The organism is Pseudomonas sp. SCB32 (assembly GCF_009189165.1).
Classification (GTDB): domain Bacteria; phylum Pseudomonadota; class Gammaproteobacteria; order Pseudomonadales; family Pseudomonadaceae; genus Pseudomonas.
The window spans coordinates 5,908,306-5,926,801 of sequence record NZ_CP045118.1; the positions used below are offsets into that span (position 1 = coordinate 5,908,306).

An 18,496-nucleotide genomic window follows, 5' to 3' on the forward strand; every position below is an offset into this window, starting at 1 on the left:
CCGCTCCATCTCATGGAATCGAACTCACCACGAAAGATAAAGTAGCGGCATATTTCCGACAGTACACTGCGTATTGCAGGCAATTACCTGCATGATCTTCTTGCGTACACATCACAGAACTTGATCCAGAAGTGCCGAACGGCGTGGATCAGAAAGGAGTTTCAACAGAATCAAAAGACGCGGGCCGGATGGGGTGCAACCCATCCAGCCCGCTAACCACAAGCAGCTAAACAGGAGCTGACCATGGCTGACGCCAATCATACGTCACACCCGTCCACACGTCCCGACGCCCAAGGCTTTACCCCGCTGGCGACACGTCATAACACAGCCATTTCCCGCGTGACGCGACGCTGTACCTGAAAACGGACGCGCCTGCCGAAGCGTTGTATGACGCAGCGGAAGATCGGCTGAGCGCGGTCATCGAGCTGCTGGCCGTGCTGGAGTTGGCCGAGCTGAACTGCTCGCCCTGCCTCAATCTCTTCAGGATCAGCCGTGCGCTGTTGCTGCTGGCGTCCGATGCGCAGTCGTTGTATCAGGCGGACCATGAGCAGAGGCTCAGGCGCTGACAGCGTGAACTGAATCCCCACGGAAATCCCCACACCCTGCCAAGGGGCACCTTGGCAGGGTGTTTTCATTCAAGGAGGTGTAATGCTGCGCAGGGGATGGCAAAGGTTTTGGCACTGGCTGCTCAGGCTCTTTCGGCGCCGCATTCGGGTCAAGCCTTCCGGCTGGCAACGCACCCGGCACGGCGGGGTGATACGGCGGGCACGCAAACCCGCCTGGGTCATCGATGAATTGGTGCGTTTGAAAGCGCTAATGCCTAAGGCGGGATGTCGGCAGCTAACCGATACCTTCAATCGCCTGCATGCCCGACGCCGGCAGATGACGGTGAGTAAATCTTTCGTGGCTTACACCCTGTGTCGCGAGCAGTACGCGATTGAGTGCAGGCGCCGTGCATTGCGCAGGCGCGAACCCTACTCGCCTGAACGGAACGCGGTGTGGGCACTGGACATGACCGGCAAGCAGGATGTCCACGGGGAACAACATGCGATCTTCGGCCTGATCGATCACGGCACGCGGCGGCTACTGCGTTTGGAAAACCTGACCAACAAGAACGCCTGGACATTGCTGGGCCATCTGTTTCTGGCCATTGGGCGTTACGGCAGACCAGCGGCGATTCGCACGGACAACGAGCGTGTGTTTACCGGCAAGGTCTTCAGCGGCGTAGTTCGGCTGGCGGGTATTCGGTATCAACGCACGGACAGGGGCTGTCCCTGGCAGAACGGCAGGATCGAACGGCTGTTTGGCACCCTGAAGGCCAAGCTCGATCAGTGGCGCGTGCTGGACGGCGGGCAATTGCAGGCGGCCTTGCAAACCTTCCACTTCTGGTACAACGCGGTGCGCCCACATCAGAAACTGAACGGGCGAACACCGTTGGAAGTCTGGAACGGGGTCGATCCTTACCGGCGAGCTCTAAAACGGGTGGAATGGTTTGAAGCCTGGGACGGATTGCTTTCGGGGTTTTACCTGAGCGGATAGCTGCCAACGCGGTTTGCCTTGGGAAAAGCCACCCGTCCACGGAGCAGGCGAATCCGGCTGGTCGGGCGCTGAAAAATTCAGGAAAGCGAGGGCTTTACACAGAGAAAGTCAGTCGAAAAACCGACAGGCGGAAGGTGGCGAAGCGGGATTTCGGTAGTCCGTCTACGAAAAATCACCCCGCCAGCAGGCGGGGAAGGTGGTTTGGACGCTTGGACGGGACACCCCTTTTCCGCTTATTGCCTTCCAGGCCCCTTTGTTCAGAAACTACATTTTTCGAATATCAGATAGTAATTCTTGAAATTCTTTTTCTGTCATTTCAAATTCCGGCCCCTCTTCCATTGCCATCAGCGACAACAACGCCACGTCTAGATCACTCGTGAGAGAAAATCCAGTGTCTTGATAAATTTCAAATGCCTCTTTTGATATTTTGAAAATATCAAATCCTTCAGACACCACTCTTTCAAGCCTGTCGGCTACTACGTTACCCAAACTCATTACTGCCCCCAACTCTTTAATTCCGCGCCAGTTGGGGGATAGTGCTGAGCATCAACAGGCTGTCCATTAATACTCTTGGGATGGACACGAATTACCGCCCCTGTATTGTCATAGCTTTCCATCCACTGCCTCGTGCTTCCAGTTTTAGGATCAAATTCCGTGACAAAAGATGCACCCCGAGTATTTCCCTCTGTTCTAGCTGGAACCTCTTGCGTGTAATACCGAACACGACCATCAGGCAACGCTTTAGTAACAGCTGCTGTTTCCTGAGCTTTTTGTAATCCTGACAACTTCGCTCTCAACGCAGCTTGTGCATTTGCGTTTGTGGCTTCATTAGCAACAATCTTTTCTGTTGTCGCAGTCCCTTTTGTAGCTTCCGGCAGTTTAGCCTCAACCTTCCCAGCAATCTCCTCGCCGAACGTCCGGATTTTATCGGCAATGCTGGCTGAGCTGGCTTTTTCTCCACCGCCAAATCCAATCAATCCGGCGGGATTGAAGCTAAACGGGTTAAAGCTTTGTTGATCCAGGTATTGGCCGAGCTGTACCAAGGCTGTGGAATCACCACGCCATGCCGCCTGCCCAACCTGCTCAGCAACCCGAGGCCCTGCACTGGACCATTCGTTGATGTTGTTGCGCATGAATTCGTCGGTGATGCCGCTGGTGTCGCTTTCCCACAGCGTTTTCAAGGCGCGAGAACCGGCATCCAGTTCATCCCGGATTGCCGCACAATCCGTCGTACAGGCGGCGAGCCGCTCGCTATTGGCTGCATCACGGCGCCGGAACTCGTCACGCACCTGATCACAATTGCCTTTGGCTTTACAGTCTCCCAGTGCCTGCTCTAGGTCCTTCACATCCTGGTGATTGAGGAAGTTGTACTGCGTCGAGTTCTTCGCCGCCCAGGCCCCGGTTTCGAGCTGGCTGGAGCTGGCATTACTGTCCTGCGCCACCGCACCGATCAGGCCCACCAGTTGCGAACTCATGGTCAGCAGGGCTTCGCGGTTTTCCGGCGAGTAGCCGCTGACCAGTTTGTCCAGGTCCGCAACCAAGGCTTCGTTGAGCCCGGCACCCGCTGCGCCGGCGGCGAAGCTGTCGCCACGCGCCTCTGCGGCGAGTCCGCCCATCAGGGCGTGCATCACCACCATCTGCGCATCGCCGGCATTCAGGCCGTTCGCCTTGCCAAAGTCGCCAATGGCGTTGAAGCCAGCGGCGGCGAAGGTGTTGTAGACGCTGTCCTTGAGCGCATCGCCGAAACTCCCGCCTTCGCCCATGGCCTTGTTCAGCGCAGTGGCGGTGACGTTCTGCAATGCCTGATTCGCGGCGAAACCACCAATGCCGTTAGCCGTGCTCAAGGGCGAGACAATTTTGTCGGTCGGTACTTGGGTCTTGGTGCCGGTCAAGTCATCGAAGTAGCCTTGGGTCAGGCCGCCAACGAGGCTGGCGATGGCGACCTGCTTGAGGGTGTCGCTGTTGAAGGTCTTACTCAGATCGCCTTGGTTGTTGATCAGGTTGACCGCGGTGCTGCTGGCGAGACTGCCCGCCGCACCGACGCCGGCGCCCATGGCAAAGGTGCCACCCGCTACTCCCGCGCCACTGAGCGCTCCCGCTGCCGCCATGCCGCCAATCGCCGCCGCCGCAATGGCCACGGCCAGTTGTGTAGCCGGACCCATGCCGGATTGGCTGTAGCTGTAGGAATCGTGGAATTCCTTCACCGCCCGCCAATCCACATCGCCCCTTTGCTCGGCGTCCTTGAGCCAAGCGAGGTTGGGATCAGCCTTGACCATCGCATCAATGGCTTCACCCACTGACTTCTGATCGATCTGCTTGTAGTCGATCTTCAGCCCGTCCACCGCCTTGATGGCGAGGTTGCCCTGGGCGATCAGTTCGCTCTGGCGGATGGTTTCATCCGTGTGGCCCTTGCCTTTGGATGACTGCCAAGCCAGGTCACTACTGGACTTGTCGTGCGCCTCTTGATGGGTGTCGGTTACCGCTTCAAAGGTCACTTCACCGCCGCTGACGATGGCGATGTCGTTGCCGCTCTCCAGCTTGGCGGCCTGGTATTTCTGGTCGCCGCCGCTGAGCAAGGTGATGTCGCCGCCGGCGCTGATTTCGCTGCTCACCGCTTTGACGTCGGTGACTTCGTCGTGGCGGGTCTGCTTGCTGCCCCAGGCGCCTTTGTCCTTCTTGTCGTAGAGGCTGTAGTCGCTGTCGTTGGCGGCAAGGATTGCGATCTTGTCGCCGGCCACCAGATAGGCCTCGTTGCCGGCGCTGACCTTGCTGCTGATGAGGGTGAGGTCGTTGCCGGCGGCGATCAGTACGTCGCGGCCGGCGCTCAGTTCGGTGCCACGCTGGGTGACGTGGTCTTCCTGGGTGGTGACCTTCTTGCTCTTGTCGTAGCTGTGCTGCTCGTCGGCGGCGGAGGCCAGGGTGACGTCGCGGCCGGCGCTTATGCCGGCGTCGCGGCCGACGTCGATGCGGCTGCCGACGACGCTGATGTCGCGGCCGGCGTCGAGGGTGAAGTCACGGCCAACGCTGATTTCGCTGCCCAGCTGGGTGGTGCTCTGGTTGTAGTTGCGGCCGCGCGTGGTGCCGTTTTCTAGCTCGACGCTGTGCAGGTTGATGTCGCGTCCGGCCTGCATCGTGAGGTCGCCGCCGCTGCTGATCGCGCCGCCGAGGTTGTTGATGTCGCGCCCGGCGCTGATGTCCAGTTTGCCGGCAGCTTCGATGCGCGCGGTGCTGTCGGCGAAGCTCTGGGTCCAGGTGCGGTTGCCGATGCCGCCTTCGTGCACGGTGACGCTGCGCTGGTTGATCACATCGCCGGTGAGGGCGCTGAGGCTGACATCGCGGCCCTTGATGATGCCGCCCTGGGTGTTGCTGAGGGTGTTCAGGGCGAGCAGGTCGAGGCGCCCGCTGGCTTCGATCAGGCCGCTGTTGTCGAGGTTGGCGGCGCTGGCGGCGAGGTCGCCGCTGGCGCGCAGGGTGCCCTGGTTGAGCAGGTTGCCGCCGCTGATCAGGCTGAGGTTCTGGCCCTGGATCAGCGCGCCGTTGGGCGCCAGGCGGTTGTTGGCCTGGGCCAGGTAGACCACCGGCACCAGGACCTTTTCGCCATTAACGATGGCTTCTTCGAGCCAGACGAGGTCGTGGGTCAGGGCGGCGACCTGTTCCGCCGTCAGGCCGACGCCCAGGCTCAGGTGCAGGCTGTCCTTGTAGGCGATGGCGTTGTCCATCAGGTACTTGAACAGGCCTTCGTCGCTGGTCAGGCCGTCGATGTAGCGCTGGCCGGTCCGGGCGATGACGGCGTCGCGGATCAGGCATTGTTCGTAGAGGCCGTCGCCGAGGCGCTTCTGGGAATGGTCCGGGTCGTAGCCGAGTTGGCCGAGCAGGTAGTCGGAGCCGAGGAAGCTCTTGAGGCTGGTGAGCTCGGGGTTGGTTTCGATGAGGTATTTGTGGCGGTTGTCCGGGCGTGCCGTGCTCGGTACGCCTTGCACCTGGGCAACGTTCAGGGAGGCGCTGGCCGCCGCGCCCTGGGCCGCGGCGGCGCCGTTCAGTTGTACGCTGTCGGTGCTGTCGACGGAGGTCGCGCTGCGTTGAACAGTACCGGTGGTGGTGGCGTCGCTGCGCTGCAGGTCGGCGGTCAGGCTGGTGGTGGCGTCGATGGTACGCTCGCGCTGGGACAGGCTGATGCTCTGGCCGGCGAAGCTGTAGTTACCGTCGCCGGTAACGGTCTGGGCGCTGCTCTGGGTGCCTTCCTGGCCACTCAGGCGGAACAGGCCGTTGCTGCCGGTGGGCAGGCTGAAGCCGGGGAGCGTGACAGGGTTGACCTGCTGCTGGGCGAGGTCGGGGGGCAGTTGGGCGTTGAGGGCGACGACGTTGGCGCTGTTGCCGGCAACCCCCGTATCACCCACGCGCGAGGCGCCGGACGATTGCGGGACGCCTTCGCGGATGACGCTGTTTTTCAGGTCCTGGGTGGCATTGATGGCGACATTGCCGCCGGCCTGGACCACGGCGCTGACGAATGAGCTGCCGGGGCTCTGGATGGTCAGTTCGTCGAAGAAGGTGGCGTTCTTGACCACCGCCGGCGCATCGACCAGGGCGCCCGGCTGGTAGTGCGGCATCTGGAAGTCCGCGAAGGGCGATGTGCCTGGAAAATCAAGACGAATAGAACCGAACTGGGCAAAGCGAGGGGCCTCTCGCCCGCCCTGCCTGATAGTTACCAGACTAAGGGACTCGTCCCAACCCCGGTTCCAGAAGTGAAGGTTCGGCCGTGTCATGTCGCCGGTAGGCGAGCGTAGACCGGCGTCATAATCCGGATCATTCGCGGCGTTGTACTCCATGACCTGGTCCCAGAAACTCACACCGCCCGAGAAGAGACCGCCGTATGCGTCCGAGCCATACGGAATCTCGAAGGAGCGCCGCACGGAGTGGTCGCCAATGGCGACACCGCTGTTGGTGAAGCTGTCCAGCATCATCGAGATGTTGCCGCTGGCGGCGATGGTCGATGCCTGGTTGAGCAGATTCTGGCCTTCGACTTTCAGATTGCCGCCTGCGCTGATGGCGGCCGAGGGAGAGCTTTCGCCCAGCTCACCTCGGTAGTTCTCGACCCAGACCATATGGCTGCTGGGTGTGCGCTCACCGGGCTGCGGGGCTACGGAGCAGTCATAACAACGCACTCCAATGGCGGCGGAAAGCAGCTCGCCGGCCGTCGTATTGAGCACGTCGGTGCGGTTCTCCGTCGTGCGAACCTTCAGGCTCATGTCGCCCAGGCTTTCCACGGTCGCCGAGATATTTTTCAGCGCGCCGGCCAGGGCTTCCGGGGTGGCCCCGGTGATATCCAGGTTGCCCAGGCTGTAGATGTCGGCATAGCGGTTGATCAGGCTGCCGCCCACGCGCAGGGTCATGTCGCCGCCGCTGAAGATCAGCGCGCCATTGCTCTGGCCGTCGTTGAGCAGGTCCCAGGTGTTGATGCGCAGTTTTCCGGCGCTGCCGAGGGTGCCGAGGTTGTTCAGGCTGCCGGTGTTGGCGGTGAGGTCACCCGCGGCGGTGATGCGGCCACGGTTGTTCAGGGTGCCGGCGCCGAGGGTGACGCCCTGGCCGCCGGTCACGCTGGCGCCCTGGCTGATGTCGAGCTGGTTGGCCGCGAGGTTGAGCGCGCCCAGGCTGGTGACGCGGCCGGCGCCGCCGTAGGTGCCGCTCAGCTGGATGTCGAGGCTGCCATCGCTGGCCAGCAGGCCGTCGTTGCTCCAGTGGCCGCCACGCCCGGTCAGGCCCTGGCTGGCGAGCAGCCGGCCGCTGGCGGTCTGGGTGAACTGGCCGATGTTGAGGGTGAGCCAGCCGGCCTGCAGGACGCTGCTGTTGCTCCAGCTGTCGGCAGTGATGTCGAGGTGGCCAGTGGTGACGAAGCTGCCGCCAGCTTCGGCGATCTGCCCGGCGTTGACCCCGAACTGGCCGCTGCCGACGTGCAGGAAGGCGCCGCCGTCGTTGGCGAGCCCGCCGAGGTTGAGGGCGAGGTCGGTGTTGGCGGTTTCCAGGCGGCCACCCCGATTGTCGAGGTAGCCCGCGTTCAGGGTGGTGCTGCCGCTCTGGCCCAGGGCGCGCAGGCGGCCGCCCTGGTTGTCGATGGCGCCGGCGGTGAGGCTGAGACTGCCGGCGCTTTCGATCAGGCCGTTCTGGTTGACCAGGCGGTTGCCCAGGCTGAAGTCGAGGGTGGTGGCGCCGATCTGGCCGCCCTGGTTGAGCAGGGTGTCGCCACCGAGGCTGAGCAGGTTGCCGGCATAGAGGCCGCCGCCCTGGTTGTCGAGGGTGGTGGTGGTGAGGCGGTTGTCACCGCCGACGGCGGAGAGGTGGCCGCCACGGTTGTCGATACCGCCGCGGGCGGTGATGTCGAGGCTGCGCGCCTGGGTGATGCCGGCGGCGTTGTTGAACGAGCCGGTGAGCACGCGCAGCAGCCCGGTGGCGCTATGGAGGATGCCGCCAGCGCTGTTGTCGAGGTTGGCGCTTTGCAACAGGAGCCCACCTGCGCGGCTCTGGATGCGGCCCTGCTGGCTGTTGTCGAGCAGTCCGGAGAGTTGCAACTGGGCGTCGCCCTGGCTGTTGAGCGTGCCGCCCTGGTTGCGCAGCTGGCCGGCCTGGAGGCTGATGGCGCCGCTGGCGCTGTGCAGCAGGCCGTCGGCACTGTTGTCGAGGGTGCCGGCGCCCAGGTTCAGGACCAGGTCCTGCTGGCTGGCGAGGGTGCCGCGCTGGCTGTTGTCCAGGGACCCGGCGTTCAGTTCCAGGCGTTGCTGGCTGGCCAGCTGGCCGCCTCGGTTGTCGAGGCTGGCTGCGCTCAGCAGCAGCTCGCCGGCGCTGGCCAGGCGGGCGTTGTTGGCGTTGATCAGAGCACCGCTCAGGGTGCCGCGCAGGGTGCCGCGCAGGGCGCCCTGGCTAAGCAGCAGGCCGCCGCTGTTGTCGAGGCTGCGAACGCTGAAGTCGAGGCTGCCGGCGCTGATCTGCCCGCCCTGGTTGAGGATGTCGGTCTGCGCCGGGCGCAGCGCCAGGTGCTGCTGGGCGTTGATCAGGCCGCCGGCGCTGTTGTTCAGGGTGCTGGCGATGGTCAGGTCGAGGTTGCCCTGGCCGGAGAGAATGCCGCCCTGGTTGTTCAGGCTGGCGGCGCGGATGTGCTGGTCGCCCAGGCTGACCAGGGCGCCTTCGCCGTGGTTGTCAAGGCGGCCGCTGAGGGTGACGTCGAGCTTGCCCAGCTTGCTGGAGAGGGTGCCGGAGCTGCTGTTGTCGAGGTCGGCGGCGTTGATGGCCAGCCCTTGCCAACCCGAGAGCAGGCCAAGGTTGGCGTTGCGCAGGCTGCCTGCGCTCAGTTGCAGTTGGCCGGCGCTGATGATGCGGCCGGCGTCACCGTTGTCGAGGCTGGCGCTATTGAGCTGGAAGCTGTGCTGGCTGGAAATCTCGCCGCCGCGGTTGTCGAGGTGGCGCAGGTTGTCGATGCGCAGCAGGCCGCCGACGCTGAGCACGGCGCCCTGGTTGTCGAAGTCGCCGCCGGCCAGGTCCAGGCTCAGGTCGCCGCCGGTGATCAGCCGGCCCTGCTGCTGGATCAGTTGCTGTACGCGCAGTTGCAGGGTGCCGCCAGCGGAGAGTTCGCCGCCCAGGCCATTGTCCAGGCGGCTGCCGCCCAGCTCCAGGCGGCCCAGGGTGGTGATCACGCCGGCGCGGTTGTCGATGGCCTGGGCCTGCAGGCGTTGGCCTTGCTGGCCGCTGAGGATGCCGTGGCGGTTATCCAGGTCGCCGGTGGTGGCGTGGAGCTGGCCCTGGGCGGTAATGCGGCCGTGCTGGTTGTCGGTGGTGCCGGTGACGAGGGTCAGGTCCTGCCCCCCGGAGAGGCTGCCGCCCTGGTTGTTCAGGCTGGTGCTGCCGACGCTGAGCGAGCCGCCCGCGGCCATGGCGCCGTCGGCGTGGTTGTCCAGCGCGCCGTTGATGTTCGCCTGGATCGCGCCCTGGCTGGCAACGGTGCCACCCAGGCTGTTGTTCAGGCCTGCGGCGTTCAGCTGGAGCTGGTTGCGCCCGAAGAGGACGCCGGCCTGGCTGTTGTCCACCGCGCCCTGGACCTGCAGGGTGAGCGCGTCGCTGGAGAGGATGCGGCCGCCCTGGTTGTTCAGGTCGGCCAGCGCGAGAAGGAAGCTCTGCTGGCTGGAGATCTCGCCGCCGGTGCTGTTGTTGAGTTGCGCGAGGTTGCGCAGCGACAGTGCTCCCGGGCTGGCGAGCAGGCCGCCGCCACTGTTGTCGAGGCTGCCGCCGGCGAAGTCGAGGTCGATGCCGGTGCTGCCGATCAGGCGTCCGGCGTCGTGCTGGTCCAGCGCCTTGACCTGCCCACTCACCCGGCCGGCCGCTTCGATGCGGCCCTGGCCGCTGTTGTCCACGCGGGTCTGGGTGAGCAGCAGGTCGGCGCCAGCGAGGATGCGCCCGGCCTGGCTGTTGAGCAGGGTTGCGCCGCGCAGGGTGAGGGCGCCCTTGGCGCTGATCACGCCGTTCTGGCGGTTGTCGAGGGTCTGCGCGTCGACGCTCAGCGTGGCGTCGGTCAGCAGCTTGCCGCCCTGGTTGTTCAGGGCGTTGCCGGTGACGCGCAGGGCGCCGCCGCTGGAGAGCACGCCGGCACGGTTGTCGACCTGGGCGGCGCCGAGGTTCAAGGTGCCTTCGCTAAGCAGTTGGCCGCCGGCCTGGTTGTCGAGGCTATCCGCCAGGTTCAGGTCGAGGTCGTGCAGGCTGCTCAACGTCCCGCGCTGGCTGTTGTCCAGGCTGCCGCCATTGAGGCTCAGGCCGCCCTGCCCCACCAGGCTGCCCGCGCGGTTGACCAGGCTGTCGCCACGCAGTGTCAGCCGGTCATCACTGGCGATCAGGCCGGCGCTGTTGTCGAGTTGGCCGACGTCGATGTTCACGCTGGCGCGACTGCTGATCTCGCCTCCCTGGTTGAACAGCTCGCTAGCCTGCACTTCGATGCCGTGCAGCGCGCCGACCCAGCCGCCCTGGCGATTGTCGAGGCGTTGCGCGGAGAGGTTCAAGGCTCCTTCGCTGAGCAGTTGGCCGCCCTGGCTGTTGTCCAGGCTGCGTCCGGTGACGCTCAAGCCGCCCTGCCCGACCAGGCTGCCCGCACGGTTGACCAGGCTGTCGCCGTGCACGTCGAGCAGGCCGTCGCTGGCGATACGGCCGGTGCTGTTGTCGACGCTGGCGGCACGCAGGCTCAACGCGCCGCGACTGGAGATTTCGCCGCTTTGGTTGAACAGCGCGGCGGCTTGCAGGTTGATGCCCTGCATGGCGCCGATCCAGCCACCCTGGTGGTTGTCGATCTGCTGGGCCAGCACCTGCAGGGACGCTTGGCTGAGCAACTCGCCGCCGCTCTGGGTCAGGCTGCCGAGCTGGGCGTTGAGATTGCCCTTGGCGGCGATTTGCCCGCCCGCTGCGTTGCTGACCGTGCGGGCGTTCAGGTGCAGGCTGGCGTCGCTCTGGATCGCCCCGGCATTGTTCAGGCTGTCGAGCGTGAGCTGTAGGTCCTGGCCTGCGCTGACCAGGCCCTGGTCGCGGTTGTCCAGGCTGCCGCCGGCGAGGTTCAACGTAGCGTCGCTGACGAGCTTGCCGCCACGGTTGTCCAGGGAATCGGCCTGGACGTCGAGCGGGCCACGGCTCGATACCCGCCCGCCGTTCTGGTTGCTCAGCTGGCCCGCGCGCAGGTGTTGCGCGCCCTCGCTGATCAGCTTGCCGGCCTGGCTGTTGTCCAGTGTGCCGCTGATGTTGGCAACCAGGGCGCCGCGGCTACTCAGGGTGCCGCCTTGGTTATTCAGGTTGCCCAGTTGCAGGTTCAGGCTCTGCTCGGCGCTGAACAGCCCCAGGCGGTTGTCCAGCGCGCCGCCACGGACCTGGATGAACGGCGCGCCGACCTGGCCGCCGATATTGCTCAGTTGCTGGCCGGAGAGGCTCAGGGCGTTGGCAGCCAGCACGCGGCCCTGGTTGTTGCTCAGGCTACCGGCGCCCAACGTGGTGTTGCTACCGCGCAGGCTGCCGCCCTGGTTGTCGAGGCTGCCGCTGGCATTCACGTCGAGGTTGCGGCTGGCGACCACGCTGCCGCTGTTGCGCAGGGTCTGGCTGTTGATCGCCACGTCGCCCTGGGTGTTGCGGCTGTTGTCCGAGTTGACCCCGGCTTCGACGATGCCGTTGTTGCTGACCTGGGCACCCTGCAATTGCACGCGGGAGCCCGCCGCCAGTTGGCCGCTGTTACTCAATTGTCCGTTGGCCGTCAGTTCGACCGCCCCCGCCGCATAGGCCGGGCCGTTGACGGCAATGTCCTGCGCCTTGGCACGCAGGCTGCCGACAGTGCTGGTCTGGGCCAGGCTCAGTTGGCCGTTGGCATCGAGCTGGATATCGCCGGCGCTGGCGGCCAGGTTGCCGGCCAGCTTCACCCCCACGCCCTGCTCGGTGCCCACCAGGCGGATGGCTCCCGCATACATGCCACCCAGCGCCGAACTGTCGATGGCCAGTTGCGGCTTGGCGCTGCCGTTGTCGGCCTTGGCGGTGGCGGCGAGGGTCTCGGCGTCCACCTGGTTGCGGCCGGTCACCACGGTCAGCTGGTTGGCGTACAGCTCGGCATTGAGTCTGGCGCTGCGGGTGATCAGCTCGAACTGGTCGAGGTTGCCGGCATTGAGGCCGGCGCCCTCGATGGCGATCTCGCCGCCGTCGACGTCATAACCCTGCAGGCGCCCGCCGTTGAGGACCGGCCTGCCGGTGGTGAGGGTGGCGCGCGGGGTGTTGATGAAACCGCAGCCGTTGCAAGTGATGCCGTGCGGGTTGGCGACGATTACATGGGCCGACTGGCCGGCGACCTCGGTGTAGCCGCGCAGCTGCGAGGGGTTGGCCCCGGTGACCTCGTTGAGGATCTTACTGGCGGCGCCGCTGCCCTTCAGATTCGGGTTGCCGATGATGATCCCGCCCAGCTGGGTGGACTGGGTCTTGCCGGTGGCGTTGTTGAGGATCAGGCCGTTCTGGCCGACGCTGTAGTCGGAGAATTTATTGTGAGAGAGACCCGCACCGTCGGGCGTGGCGATATTCACCACCGGCACGCCATTGCCCGCCACACCCAGCTGGGTATTGCCGCCCGCCGCCGCATCCACCGCCAGCTCGGCCGCTGCCGCGACGAGGGGGTTGAGGATCAGCAGGCCAGACAAGACGCTGGCAATCAGTTTGCAGGCGGGCTGGCGAATGTCCATTTTGCGCGTCTCGTCGCAGAAAACCGAAACGCGAACACTAACGGGCAGTCACAAAACAGCCGAGTCGGCTGCTTCCCGACTCTTTGTGTGATCCGTCCGTATTCAATCACCACAACAACACACGCTGATCTTCTGGCAGTACCTTCCAGCCTTAACTTTCCACCCTCGACATTCAGCATGCTCCGTAAGCTCGATCACGCCCTCCCTCGGTACGATCTATCCCGAGAAAATCTCCGACCCGAGAACCCAGCACTTACCACTTACCTGCAGCAACATATTGCGGAGGCAATGTCCAAGGACCCGACACCACCGGCCTGCTTTCACTGCAACAGTTCCAAGGTCATTCTCCGCTATCGCGGTAGCCCGCCAAGGGGCATTCCCTATTTCAATTGCCAACGCTGCGGCAAAGGGTTCAACCGGCGTACCGGCACTGCATTGCAGAGTTTTCTGCGTGCCGAAAAATTGAATGAATTTCTGCCCCTGCTTTCGCAGCAGCGCTCCATTGCCAGTGCAAGCCTGATACTCGATGTCTCTCCAGCCATGGTGCAGCGCTGGGTGAAGGTATTTCGTGTATGGCTGCTCAAGCTCGACAGCACCGGCCATTGGGAGGCGCAAGTCAAGCTGGGAATGCAGCCAGAGCTGCCCCCTCTCACTTGCCCTAAGTGCGGCAACGAGACGTTCTTTTTCCGTCATGGATTCGTCGATGGAAATCAGGATGGCAAGCGCATGTTCCGGTGCAAGCTATGTAACCGCTGCGTGGTGGAGCCCGATGAGCACTTTCGAAATCGACGCCAAGCTATCGCTGAAATCTCGAAGGCAGAAAAAAAGAAACCCGCCAGTGCTGCAACACTGGCGGGTTATGGGCATTGCTAGGGGATGCCCAAGAAAACGCAGATCGTCGGAGCTGGCACCTGCTCATCAAAAAGAGAGTGCACGTCCCTGTGCGTCCCGGTAGATGATCACGAGTCGCGCATCACGCCGTCCATGCGGCGGCTCCGATATCCAAGTACGAAATTTCTTCTCGTTGAATAGGTACGCTGCCGATCACTTGTGTCCCACGGTGGCACTGGTGCCGATGAAGGATGCCGACGGCAGCAGTTGGCTGATGAAGCGATTCCACCGGGTGATGTTGGCCGGGCCGATGAACACCACGTCCTGGGGCCGCATGGCAAAGTCGCGGGCCAGGGCGAAGGCCGTGGGTTTCTTCGCTTCCAGGTGGAAGACCTGTGCCGTGAGGGCATTCTGGGTACCATTGGCGCCCGGCTGCAGGTCGCCAGCGCGGATCACGTAGACGGCGTCGGCATCGGAGGTTTCCTGGCTGAGGCCGCCTGCGTTGCCCAGTACTTCCAGCAGACTCAGGCCGGTGGTGCGGTAGGTCACTACGGTCGGCTGATGCACTTCACCCACGATGTAGACTTTCTTGCGGTCGTTGTAGGGCAGGTGGATCTGGTCGCCGTTCTTCAGATAGACGCCGCTCAGGGAGGAGCCGCTGCGGTTCAGCGCATCGACGTCGATCAGGTACTCACGCCCGTCGCGCTTGAGCGTCAGCCCCGACAGGTCCGCCTCGCCGGCCACCACGCCGGCCTTGCTCACCGCCTGCACCAGTGTCGTTGGCGTGTTGTTCAGTTCGACCTGCCCGCCGTTCTGGAAGGCCCCGGACATCACGATGTGCTGGCTGGCGTAGCGCAGCACCGTCACGTCCACCTGCGGGTCAACGATGCCCTTCTTGGCCAGCCGGCGGGTCAATTCGCCGCGCAGCATGGTCGGTGTCCTGCCCGCCGCCGCCACGGTGCCGGCGTAGGGGAAGAACATATTGCCGTCAGCACCGACCACGCGACCGTTGGCTTCCATCTGCTGCGTCGAGCCGGGACTGGTCAGTTCCGGGTGGTCCCAGACGGTGACCAGCAGCACGTCCCCTGCGCCGATCACGTATTCACCCTGCTGCGGCTTGTAGTTGAGCAGCTCCGCCGGCAGTTGTTGATTGGCTCGTTCCATGTCCTGGCTTTGCAACACCTGCGGGGTAATGGGGACGAGGGTAATGCGCATGCCCTGGTCCCGCGCCGCTTTCTCGATATCGGAGTCCGTCATGTGCTGACCGGGGGAAAATACACAGCCTTGTAGTGCCAGACTGCCGACAACAAGACCGATCACGAACAGATTTTTCATGGCGATCATTCCTTGAAGCAGGGTGTTGGTAGGGGGACTGCCTCAGAACGCGTTGCGGTTGACGAACCCTTTGACAAGGGTCAGCGCAACGATCTTCAGGTCCCACCAGACGGACCAGTTCTCGATGTAGTCCAAGTCGAACTCGATGCGTTTCTGCATCTTTTCCAGGGTGTCGGTTTCGCCACGCCAGCCGTTGACCTGGGCCCAGCCGGTTATCCCCGGCTTGACCTTGTGTCTGAGCATGTAATGACTGACCTGACGGCGGTACTGCTCGTTGTGCGCGACCGCATGGGGCCGGGGGCCCACTACCGACATGTCGCCGCGCAGGACGTTGATGAACTGCGGCAGTTCATCCAGCGAGGTGCGTCGCAGGAACGCGCCCAGCCGGGTGACGCGACAGTCATTGCGCGAGGCCTGGATCACCTGCGCGCCGTCCTCCATGACGGTCATGCTCCGGAACTTCCACACGCGAATCGGCCGGCCATCCATCCCGTAGCGGGTCTGGCGGAATAGCACCGGGCCGTGTGAGGTGAGCTTCACCGCCACTGCGATCAGCAGCATCGGCACCGACACCAGCAGCAGGATCAGCGACGCGAGGACCACGTCCTCGATGCGCTTGAGCACCGCGTTGGGCCCGTCCATGGGGGTGTCGAAGATGCTGATGGTTTCCAGGCCGTTGATGCTCTCGCTGCGCGCGTGCAGCAGGTCGAACATGAACAGGTCGGGAATCAGGTACACCGACACCGTGGTGTCGGAGAGTTCGCGAATCAGTTCGTTGAGCAGCGGCTCACGGGTCAGCGGCAGGGTCAAGTAGACCTTGTCGATCTGGCCGCTGCGCGCCGCTTCGATCAGCGCCAGGCGCCCACCCTTGACCGGCACCCGCTCGTCGAGGGCCATCTGCTGCGGCCGGTCGTCGTAGAAGCCGACCAGACGCAGGCCCATCCACGGCGCGTCAAGGATGGTCGACGCCAGGTGCGCACCCACCTCCCCGGTACCGTAGATGGCCACGTTGCGGCTGTTGAAGCCATGCCGGCGCGCCAGGCGCAGGAAGATACGCAGCAGCAGGCGATAGACGCACATCACCAGCAACGCAGTGGCGAACCAGGCGAAGCGGCGCGCATCGATGACAATGTCGTGGCGCAGCGCCGCATCCAGCAGCAGCACGGCGAAGAACGTCAGCGACCAGTAACTGGTCACCAGCATCGACTCACGCAACATCGACTCGCCGCGCCAGGAGCCGTAGAGCCGGTTGAGCTCGCCCAGCCAGTGGAACAGCATCACGCAGAGCAGGACCGTCACCCAGACACGGGCATCCGGCAAACCGCTGCCATCGTTCAGGAGAATCGCCCCGGAAAGGACGATGACCAGCAGATCGAGCAAACGGTGAGCCAGCGCCAGCAGGGACTGGTTGGCCCGCAGTATTCCCTTGGTTCGAATGGACATGGCAAACCTCACCACACTCGGCGCTCATCCTGGCGCCCCTGCCGCAAACGGCAGACGAATCACGAACGCGCTGCCGCGGCCGACCGGCCAGACGGGCAGGAGGCAGTCTCAGCAACGGGCATCGCGCAGCAACTGCTGCAGGTAGCGGCCATAACCGGTCTTGCCCAGGCGCTCGGCCTGCAACTCGAGACCTTCACTGGAAAGCCAGCCCTGCTGGAAGGCGATTTCCTCCAGGCAGGCGACCTTCAGTCCCTGCCGCGCCTCGATGGTCTGGACGAAGTGGCCGGCCTCCATCAGCGACTCGTGAGTGCCGGTATCCAGCCAGGCGAAGCCACGCCCCAGCAGGCTCACGTGCAACTCGCCGCGTTCGAGGTAGAGGTTGTTGATATCGGTGATTTCCAGTTCGCCACGCGCCGAGGGGCGAATCTGCCGGGCCATCTCGACCACCTGGTGATCGTAGAAATACAGTCCCGTCACCGCATAGTTGGAGCGCGGCACCCGGGGCTTTTCCTCGATGGAGAGCACGTGGCCATCGGTAGCGAACTCCACCACCCCGAAGCGCCCGGGATCGGCCACCTGGTAGCCGAACACTGTGGCGCCGTGCTCGCGCGAGGCGGCCTCGCGCAGGGTTTCGGTGAAGCCCTGGCCGTAGAAGATGTTGTCGCCCAGCACCAGGCATACCGAGTCGTCGCCGATGAAGTCCTCGCCGATCAGGAAGGCCTGGGCCAGGCCATCCGGGGAGGGCTGCACGGCATAGTGCAGATGCACGCCGAACTGCTCGCCGTCACCGAGCAGTGCGCGGAAATTGGGCAGGTCGCCAGGGGTGCAGATCAGCAGGATCTCGTCGATGCCGGCGAGCATCAGTACCGACAGCGGGTAGTACACCATCGGCTTGTCGTAGATCGGCAGCAGTTGCTTGGACACCCCCAGGGTGATGGGATGCAAGCGGGTGCCGGAGCCTCCGGCGAGGACGATGCCTTTCATGGGATATGCCTCCTTGGCGAGGTAGCCGGGAACCGGGCTACTCGAGCGGTTTGAAGCGCGGCACGTAGGCCACGCGTTCGGCTAGAAAGGAGTCGATCAGGGTGGAGAGGCGCAGGGCGGAGAGGTCCCAGGAGTACCGCAGGACATTCTCCAGTCCGGCACTGCGCAGGCCGGCACGCAACTTCGCATCGCGCAGTACACGACGCATCGACATGGCCAGGGCCTGGGTATCCTCGGGGTCGAAATACAACGCCGAGGTGCCCAGCGCTTCGGGAATCGAGGCACTGCGTGCGGCGATCACCGGGCAACCGCAGGCCTGGGCCTCCAGAGGCGGTATGCCGAATCCTTCGTAAAGCGACGGGAAGACGAAGGCCACCGCGCCGCGGTATTCCTCGATCAACTGGCGGTCGTCGATCCGCCCCAGCCAGCGCACGCGCTCATGCTGCTCGTTGGACTCGAGCCGGTAGTCGACGAAGCTGCGACCGGCCGAGCCGACGATGTGCAGGTCGATGTCCAGATCGCGCAGGAGGTCGAATGCCGCGATCATCCGCGCAAAGTTCTTGTGCGCGGCCGGCGAGGACACCGCCAGCAGATAGGGTCGCCCACCCGTAGGCACGGGCCCCGGGCAGAACGCGGAGGAAACCGCGTTGGCGATCACGTGGATGCGTTCGCGGGGAAAGTGGTAGTACGAGGCGATCTCCTCGCGGGAGAACTCGCTGACGCTGACCAGTGCCAGTACCCGCCGCAACATCAGCGGCGTCAGCGTCCGGTACAGCGCGCGGAAGCGCCAGGAATAGCTCTCGGGATACCGCACATAGGCAATGTCATGGTGCGTGGCCAGTTGTCGGCCGTAGGCCAGTGGCGCGGTGTTGCACAGCGACACCAGCAGCGGCCGGCCATTGCGCGCCAGCCACAATGGCAGATCGACCTGCTCCCACAGGTGCCCGTTGTTGCGCCCGATGCGCTCGACATGCAGACGCCGGGCGACCTCCTCCCGCAGCAGCGGGCCGGGCGGCGCGACGAAGTGCACGTCGCCGCGCAAGCGCGACAACGACAGCGAGATCTGCTCGGCGAAGCGTTGCACACCGCTGATTTCCTGAGACAGGAAGCGCGCGTTGATGACGATCATGGAA

Annotated in this window: 9 protein-coding genes; 3 read left to right on the forward strand and 6 right to left on the reverse strand. The window is 64.1% G+C overall.

Annotation, left to right across the window (positions count from 1 at the left end; genetic code table 11):
- Positions 1–383 precede the first annotated feature (383 nt).
- Together GA645_RS26920 and GA645_RS26925 are read left to right on the forward strand one after the other, a co-directional pair.
- Entirely contained in the window at positions 384–566 is a 183-nt protein-coding gene (locus GA645_RS26920; protein WP_178119597.1) for a hypothetical protein, read from the forward strand.
- Between the two features lie 82 nt (positions 567–648).
- A complete protein-coding gene (locus GA645_RS26925) occupies positions 649–1,539 on the forward strand; it encodes an integrase core domain-containing protein (protein ID WP_152227177.1) in 891 nt (296 codons plus the stop codon).
- Between the two features lie 264 nt (positions 1,540–1,803).
- Here the strand turns inward: GA645_RS26925 and GA645_RS26930 are convergent, their stop codons facing one another.
- Both GA645_RS26930 and GA645_RS26935 read right to left on the reverse strand, forming a co-directional pair.
- On the reverse strand, positions 1,804–2,034 hold the full coding sequence (locus tag GA645_RS26930) for a hypothetical protein (RefSeq protein WP_152227179.1): 231 nt from the start codon (positions 2,032–2,034) through the stop codon (positions 1,804–1,806).
- Entirely contained in the window at positions 2,034–12,770 is a 10,737-nt protein-coding gene (locus GA645_RS26935) for a filamentous hemagglutinin N-terminal domain-containing protein (protein WP_152227181.1), read from the reverse strand. The genes GA645_RS26930 and GA645_RS26935 overlap by 1 nt, the downstream gene beginning before the upstream one ends.
- Before the next feature lie 288 nt (positions 12,771–13,058).
- On the opposite strand from GA645_RS26935, the gene GA645_RS26940 reads away from it, so the two are divergent.
- A complete protein-coding gene (locus GA645_RS26940; protein ID WP_178119598.1) occupies positions 13,059–13,643 on the forward strand; it encodes a DUF746 domain-containing protein in 585 nt (194 codons plus the stop codon).
- Positions 13,644–13,814: 171 nt separating this feature from the next.
- Here GA645_RS26940 and GA645_RS26945 read toward each other — a convergent pair whose 3' ends face one another.
- From GA645_RS26945 to GA645_RS26960, 4 genes are all read right to left on the reverse strand, one after another.
- Complete coding sequence (locus GA645_RS26945; RefSeq protein ID WP_152227185.1) at positions 13,815–14,936, reverse strand: polysaccharide biosynthesis/export family protein; 1,122 nt, start codon at positions 14,934–14,936, stop codon at positions 13,815–13,817.
- A 42-nt stretch (positions 14,937–14,978) separates the two neighbouring features.
- The gene (locus tag GA645_RS26950) at positions 14,979–16,379 is read right to left on the reverse strand and encodes an undecaprenyl-phosphate glucose phosphotransferase (protein WP_152227187.1); all 1,401 of its coding nucleotides are present in this window, start codon (positions 16,377–16,379) and stop codon (positions 14,979–14,981) included.
- Between the two features lie 108 nt (positions 16,380–16,487).
- Positions 16,488–17,363, reverse strand: a complete 876-nt coding sequence (rfbA, locus tag GA645_RS26955) for a glucose-1-phosphate thymidylyltransferase RfbA (RefSeq protein ID WP_152227189.1) — start codon at positions 17,361–17,363, stop codon at positions 16,488–16,490.
- A gap of 37 nt (positions 17,364–17,400) precedes the next feature.
- Positions 17,401–18,492: a glycosyltransferase family 1 protein gene (locus GA645_RS26960; RefSeq protein ID WP_152227191.1), complete on the reverse strand. Its 1,092-nt coding sequence runs from the start codon at positions 18,490–18,492 to the stop codon at positions 17,401–17,403.
- Positions 18,493–18,496 lie beyond the last annotated feature (4 nt).

What these genes read in the sequence shown, in the direction of transcription:
- GA645_RS26925 (WP_152227177.1), top strand. Translation starts at nt 649, where the DNA reads ATGCTGCGCAGGGGATGGCAAAGGTTTTGGCACTGGCTGCTCAGGCTC.
- GA645_RS26950 (WP_152227187.1), bottom strand. Translation starts at nt 16,379, where the DNA reads ATGTCCATTCGAACCAAGGGAATACTGCGGGCCAACCAGTCCCTGCTG.
- GA645_RS26930 (WP_152227179.1), bottom strand. Translation starts at nt 2,034, where the DNA reads ATGAGTTTGGGTAACGTAGTAGCCGACAGGCTTGAAAGAGTGGTGTCT.
- GA645_RS26945 (WP_152227185.1), bottom strand. Translation starts at nt 14,936, where the DNA reads ATGAAAAATCTGTTCGTGATCGGTCTTGTTGTCGGCAGTCTGGCACTA.
- GA645_RS26960 (WP_152227191.1), bottom strand. Translation starts at nt 18,492, where the DNA reads ATGATCGTCATCAACGCGCGCTTCCTGTCTCAGGAAATCAGCGGTGTG.
- GA645_RS26935 (WP_152227181.1), bottom strand. Translation starts at nt 12,770, where the DNA reads ATGGACATTCGCCAGCCCGCCTGCAAACTGATTGCCAGCGTCTTGTCT.
- GA645_RS26940 (WP_178119598.1), top strand. Translation starts at nt 13,059, where the DNA reads ATGTCCAAGGACCCGACACCACCGGCCTGCTTTCACTGCAACAGTTCC.
- rfbA (WP_152227189.1), bottom strand. Translation starts at nt 17,363, where the DNA reads ATGAAAGGCATCGTCCTCGCCGGAGGCTCCGGCACCCGCTTGCATCCC.